7 protein-coding genes are annotated in these 6,411 nt (G+C 44.8%); 1 reads left to right on the forward strand and 6 read right to left on the reverse strand.

Annotation, left to right across the window (positions count from 1 at the left end; all coding sequences use genetic code 11):
- A partial coding sequence (gene ggt / locus AC2JC8_RS03945; RefSeq protein WP_484594235.1) for a gamma-glutamyltransferase occupies nt 1-1,304 on the forward strand: 1,304 nt, incomplete at its 5' end.
- Here ggt and AC2JC8_RS03950 read toward each other — a convergent pair.
- The 6 genes from AC2JC8_RS03950 to AC2JC8_RS03975 form a co-directional block, all read right to left on the reverse strand.
- Nucleotides 1,301-2,335: a metallophosphoesterase family protein gene (locus AC2JC8_RS03950; RefSeq protein WP_484594236.1), complete on the reverse strand. Its 1,035-nt coding sequence runs from the start codon at nt 2,333-2,335 to the stop codon at nt 1,301-1,303. The genes ggt and AC2JC8_RS03950 overlap by 4 nt on opposite strands.
- Nucleotides 2,336-2,367: 32 nt before the next feature.
- Entirely contained in the window at nt 2,368-3,090 is a 723-nt protein-coding gene (locus tag AC2JC8_RS03955) for an ABC transporter ATP-binding protein (RefSeq protein ID WP_484400646.1), read from the reverse strand.
- Nucleotides 3,091-3,098: 8 nt separating this feature from the next.
- A complete protein-coding gene (locus AC2JC8_RS03960) occupies nt 3,099-3,809 on the reverse strand; it encodes an ABC transporter ATP-binding protein (RefSeq protein WP_484400645.1) in 711 nt (236 codons plus the stop codon).
- On the reverse strand, nt 3,806-4,657 hold the full coding sequence (locus AC2JC8_RS03965; protein ID WP_484594237.1) for a branched-chain amino acid ABC transporter permease: 852 nt from the start codon (nt 4,655-4,657) through the stop codon (nt 3,806-3,808). The genes AC2JC8_RS03960 and AC2JC8_RS03965 overlap by 4 nt, the downstream gene beginning before the upstream one ends.
- Nucleotides 4,658-4,661: 4 nt before the next feature.
- On the reverse strand, nt 4,662-5,597 hold the full coding sequence (locus tag AC2JC8_RS03970) for a branched-chain amino acid ABC transporter permease (RefSeq protein WP_484594238.1): 936 nt from the start codon (nt 5,595-5,597) through the stop codon (nt 4,662-4,664).
- Nucleotides 5,597-6,411 (reverse strand): ABC transporter substrate-binding protein (locus AC2JC8_RS03975; RefSeq protein WP_484594239.1); only part of this gene is annotated, 815 nt, incomplete at its 5' end. The genes AC2JC8_RS03970 and AC2JC8_RS03975, both read right to left, overlap by 1 nt.

The raw sequence follows: 6,411 nt of genomic DNA on the forward strand, positions 1-6,411 counted from the left end.
TTGAGGCCCAGCAACGATTTGGTGTGTTGAGCCGCGCTGAGGTAATGGCTCCAGCGATTGCCCTTGCCCGTGGGGGGTTTCCGGTTTATCCCGCTTTGGCAGCTTCATTGCAACAGGCTTTGCCCTTGCTGGGCAAAGATCCTGCGGCAAAACAAATTTTTTATCGCCTTAAGCCAAACATCGCTGCAGTTGCTTTTTATCAACCTGGCGACATCTTCAAGCAACCGCAGCTAGCAGAAACTTTGGCGTTGATCAGCCAGCGGGGGAAAGCTGGTTTTTATCGTGGTGAAGTGGCGGCAAAAATTAATGCATTGATGCAAAAGAAGGGTGGATTAATTGATAGTTTTGATTTGATAAATTACAAAGCACCCTGGGTGGAGCCGATCAAGGGTGAGTTTAAAGGGCTCACGGTGTTATCAATGCCGCCCCCTAGTAGCGGCGGAGTAACCCTTGTGCAATTGCTGAACTTATTGGAACCTTTTGATCTTGCCCAGATGGGGCTTAATAGTGCGGCTGCTATCCACACCATGGTGGAGGCGATGAATTTGGCCTACCGCGATCGCAATAGCGAACTTGGGGATCCAGATCAAATGCTCATACCCACAGAACGGCTGATTAGCAAGAGTTATGCCGATAGCTTGCGCCCTTTAATCCGCACCGATCGCCATACCCCCAGTAGCGAATTAAAGGCGTTAACTGTTTTACAAAGCAATAGCACTAATACAACACATCTTTCGGTGGCAGATCGCCATGGATCTTTAGTGGCATTAACTACAACGCTTAATTTTGCCTATGGCAATGGTGTTGTTGTGCCTGGAACTGGGTTTTTACTTAATAACGAGATGGATGATTTCAGCGCAAAACCTGGAGTTGCAAATGCCTATGGGTTAGTGCAAGGGGAACGCAACGCGATAGCGCCATATCGGCGCCCCTTGAGCTCGATGGCACCAACAATTGTTTTAAATGCCGCGGGTAATCCCTGGCTTGCCACCGGCAGCCCTGGTGGCAGCCGAATTATTACCACTGTTTTACAGGTATTACTGAATCGGATTTTGCATGGTTTAAATCTGGCTAGTGCAGTGCTTGCCTCCCGCGTGCATAGTCAACTTTGGCCCGATCAAATCTTGATGGAGGAAGGAATAAGCCCAGATACGCAAAAAATAATAGAAATAATGGGCCATAAATTAGTTCGATCTGCAGCGATGGGTTCTGCAAATAGTGTTGAATTACTACCTAATGGCGGCAGCCTTGGTATTGCAGATCCGCGCCGCCCAGAAGCGGCAGCGGCGCCTGAGCGGCCTTAAAATATAGAACTACGATTGGATAAGCGTCGCATCAGGGGGCCATTGCGGGATGGTAATGAATTTGGTAAGTTATCCCAGTTGATTTGTTTTGCACCTGGAAATTGATAGCTGCTTTCTACTATTTCCCTTTGCTGCCAATAAATATCAAGAAAAGTGATGCTTTGGCGCGGGGGTTGGTTGCTCATTAGTAATTGACGCGGGCCACTTCCTGCTGCCCCCAGCTGAATTAAATCCAATTTACCTAAACGGGCTGGATAGTAGGCATGTTGGTGGCCGCTTATATAGGCATGGATATCACCATTCTCAAGTATTTGTTGTAGTTGGTTTGCTTGGTTTAGTACCTCACCTGGTTGATCTCGGCCGCGGCTGATACCCCTTAGGGGTAAATGGCCAAGAGCAATTCGTAATTTAGCTTTTCTAGCAATCGGGCTGGCAAGTTGTTCTCGAACCCAATTCTGTTGTTGAGCTGATATCTCAGCGCTGGATGCATCCCAGATCAGCCAAAAAATATTATTTACTAAAGCTGTGTAATAAAAGGGAAATCCATTTGAATCTATGTAATTAAGCCCTAATTTTTCTTTTTGAGGCTGCCAAAACCTGATTGCAGCAGCGCGATCAGCTTCAAATTGATAGCCACTTGTTGCTTTACTTGAGGAGGCATCATGGTTGCCTAAGCTAAAAATAAATGGATGCCCAGCGGTTCGTATCGGTTTTAATACCTGGCGGTAAAAGCTATCCCACATCGCATCTAATTGCGCTGGGCTAAGGCCTATTTTCTGCGCTGCGATCATATCGCCAGCGCAGATAACTTGATCTGGTTTTTTTGAAAGTATTAAATCGATACCTTCCTTCACAGCTGGGATATAGTTTGTTGAGCCATAACTACTATTAATATCGCTAAATAAACCAAGCTTTAAATCTGGCTTTGACAAATCTCCTGCCTTAATTGCAATCAAGGCTTTCGGTAGCATTAAATTGCCAATACCTGCTGCTGCTATGGCTAATAATGATCGCCTTGTATGTAAAGTCATTTGGGTGGCTTTAATGGTGATTTAATTAAAGCTCATAACTTATCGCCAAGGTAGGAGCGCCGTAGGTTTTCATTTTGATATAGATCTGTTGCATTTCCTTCTAATACCAATTCACCTGCTTCCAGCACATAGCCGCGTTGGGCGATTGCTAGCGCTGCATATATATTTTGCTCCACTAACAACATGCTTATGCCTGTCTTATTTAACTTGGCTAAACACTGCATAAGTTCCTCTACTAATATTGGCGCTAAACCTAGGCTCGGCTCATCTAAAAGCAACAACTTAGGTTTTGCCATTAATGATCTTGCGATTGCTAGCATCTGTTGCTCCCCGCCGCTCAGGCTTCCTGCTAACTGGAGGCGTCGTTCAGCAAGGCGCGGAAATAATTCATAGCAATATTCCAAATCAGTACGAATTTCTGTTTTATTTCTCCTTATCCAAGCGCCTAATTGCAGATTGGCGAGCACTGTTTGCTGCGCTAATACCCGCCTTCCTTCTGGGCAGTGGCTGATACCTAATTTAACGCTGCGTTCTGTATTGCAACGAGCTAAACAATTGCCGCTCCAGAGGATCTTCCCTTCCATCGTTGGCAGCAACTTTGAGATTGCTTTTAAGGTGCTGCTTTTTCCTGCTCCATTTGCTCCAAGTAATGCCACGCATTCCCCAGCTCCCACCTTTAGGTTTAAATGCCGCACCCCCCAGAGTGGGCCGTAGCGCACGCCCAGTTGATTTAGTTCTAATAAAGGTATTGTCATCCTGATGTTTAAGCCCCCCTGCCCAGGTAGGCCTCAATTACAAGTGGATCTTCTTGCACTTCTCGCGGGCTACCAATGGCAATGCAACGGCCAAAATTTAATACCGCTAGGCGATCGCATAATTTCATCATTAAAGGCACATGATGCTCGATAATTAATATCGTAAGTTGAAATTGTTTACGGATTGTGTTAAGGAGAACTTGTAATTTTTGTTTCTCTACAGGGTTCATACCCGCCGCGGGTTCATCCAGCAGTAGTAATTGCGGCTTTGTTGCTAGCGCCCGCACTAATTCCAATCTTCTTTGCTCTCCATAGGCCAATGATCCGGCTAAGTGTGTGCCCTTTTCCTGCAAGTCCACAATAGCCAGCAATTCCAATGCAGCACGGCGATCATTGCAGCCCATTGCTATTTGCAAATTATCGATACAACTCAGATCGCTAAATACCCTTAGGTTTTGAAAGGTGCGGGCTATGCCTAGATTACATAACTGATCCGGCCTAAGCCCTGCCGTTGTTTTGCCTTGCCAGCGCACTTCGCCGCTAGTGGCAGCAGTGAGGCCAGTGATCACATTAAAAAGCGTGGTTTTGCCTGCACCATTTGGGCCAATTAAGCCAAAGATTTCGCCTTGCTGCAAAGAAAAACTCAGCTGATCAAGGGCCTGCAAACCACCGAAACGCACGCTTAGTCCGTTGAGTTCCAGCGAGGTTGAACCAATCATGATCTTTTTTGCTGGATTAGCCCTTGTGGGATAAATATCGGGCCCAATAAGATCACCAGGCCAAATACAATTAGGCGTAGATCACCAATTGGCCGTAATAATTCAGGCAGTGCTGTGAGCACTAATCCACCAATTACTGGCCCTAGCCAGGTGCGGCTACCGCCTAGCACTACAAAGGCTAATGTTGTGATGCTGGCATCAAAGCTGGCCTGCCTTGCACTCCAGCTGTTGAAAAAATGGGCCGCTAAAACACCTGCTGCTGCGGCAATAATCGCACTAAGTACAAAAGCAATTAATTTAACTCGTTCACTATTAACGCCCATACAACGGGCTGCTAATTCATCATTTCTTATTGCAGCCATCTCCCTTCCTAAGGGTTCTGTTTCTAGCCGTTGGCAGCCCCAGGCTGTTATTCCTAACAGCACGGCAAATACTGCTGCGTATCCTTCCGGACCTTCAAAAGGTTGGGGGATCGCAAATATTCCCACAGCAGCACCAAACCAAGGGCTACTTAATAGCACCACCCTAAGAATTTCAACTAGCGCGATAGTTGCGATGGCTAAATAAATACCCTTTAATTTTAATACTGGTTTACCAATTAAGAAGGCTAATAATGCAACTAAAGGAATTGCTAGCATTAATTCAAGAAAAACTGAAGTAAGCGGATAGGTTTGTTCGTTTCCCCCTAATTCAGGAACTGTAGTTGATAACAATGCAGCTACAGTTCCACCGATTGTGTAGAAGCCTGGAGTTGCAAGCGATAGTTGCCCTGCACGCAACGGGAGATAAACAGCTAATGCAAGTAAAGCTCCTAGGAGCATTAATACAAATAGGGAAATATCAAACATCTATTTATACCTTTTCTATTGGTGGTTTACCAAATAAGCCTTGGGGCCTAATGATAAGCACCAAAAATAAAAAGGCAAAGGCCACAGCATCTTTATAAGCTGATAGTTTTGCTGGAACAAATGCTTCCGTAATACCAATAATTAATCCACCAAGCATTGCACCCGGCACACTACCCAATCCGCCAAGCACTAAAACTCCCAAACCCTTTAAGCCATAGCTAATCCCAAAATATGGCCCGCCAATATTAACGCTGAGTGCCACTAAACCACCAGATAATCCAGCAAGAAAACTAGCAATTGCGAAAGCCAATTGAATCATCGCACCACTATTAATTCCAAGTAATCTTGCGGTGGTGGTATCTTCTGCCACCGCTTGTAATGCTTTTCCGCCAAGGCTTTGGTTTAGCCAGATATTTAATATAAGCATTGTAACGCCACCAACTAACAATAATAATAACTGCACCGTGCGTATTTGAATGCCATGGTCTAGGGCTAATACCGCTGGCATTGAGCCAAGTATGTTGCTAGGTAAGGCATAAGCTTCTGCGCCCATTAATAACTGAATTAAATTCACTATTATTACCCCAGCACCTAGGCTTGTAATTAGATATAACAATGGTTCAGCCCCTCTACGCCTCAATGGTTTAAAAGCAACGGTTTCCACCAGTAATCCCACCATTGCTGCTGTTAAGCCGGCTAGCACTAGGGCGATTGCTAATGGAAATGTTACCGGTAATTTTTGTGTTGCTAGTAAACCATTACTTCCCACTACGCCACCAAGAAATATGTAGGTGAAATAGGCACCGCAGGTGAACACTGCACCATGGGCAAAGTTAATCACCCCAAGCACTGAAAATACAAGGGTATAACCCAGAGCAAATAGGGCATATACAGCACCTATTGATATGCCATTTACTAATAATTGCAGCCAAACTTCCATTATTTAAGCAATGCAAATCTACCTGTTTTTCCATCCGGATTCATCTGCACTTCAGCTACATAAAAACTTTCTTGTTTTACTTCCCCATCGCGGCTAAAGCTAATCTTTCCTAGTGGGGTGTTATAGCTGCCGCTAAGGATTTCCTTATTTAAAAGAAGCCTTGCCTGCCTTAATGGCATGCCTTTAAGAGGCTCACGTTTATCCAAGCGTTGAGCTGCTTCTGCAATCACTTGATAGGCGGTGTAAGCCTGAGCTGTGAGCTGAGCTGGAACTCTGCCACCTTGTTGTGCTTTATGGGTAGAAACAAAGGCTTGATTTTCTTTTGTTTCTAGTTCAGGGCTATAGGCTTGAGCAATTAAAATGCCATCACAAAAGCGCTGACAAATTGGATATATATTTGGTGTATTCATGCCATTACCCACCACGATTTTGCCTTTAAAGCCCAGTTCCCTTAATTGACGAATTAAGTTACCCCCATCTACCGCCTGAAGCGACAACACAACCAGATCTGGTTTTACTCTTAATGCTGAGGTGATTTGATTAAGAAAATCTTGATCATTTAGCTGAGTACGTTGCACCGTAACTGTGTTAAGCCCTTTAGCTTTAATTGCCTTTTGAAATATTGTTGTTTCTGATGTGCTGTATGCGTCGTCATTTGCATAAAAAACAGCCACTCGTTTAATGGCAGGATCTAATTGCATCACTTTATTAATAGAAAGGGGCGCAATAACTGAACTTTGCGCTGATACCCTGCTAATAAAACTACCAAGTTCTGGTATACCAGTTGCTGTATTTGAAGGTGCAACCACTGGCA

This window comes from Synechococcus sp. (genome assembly GCF_982614295.1).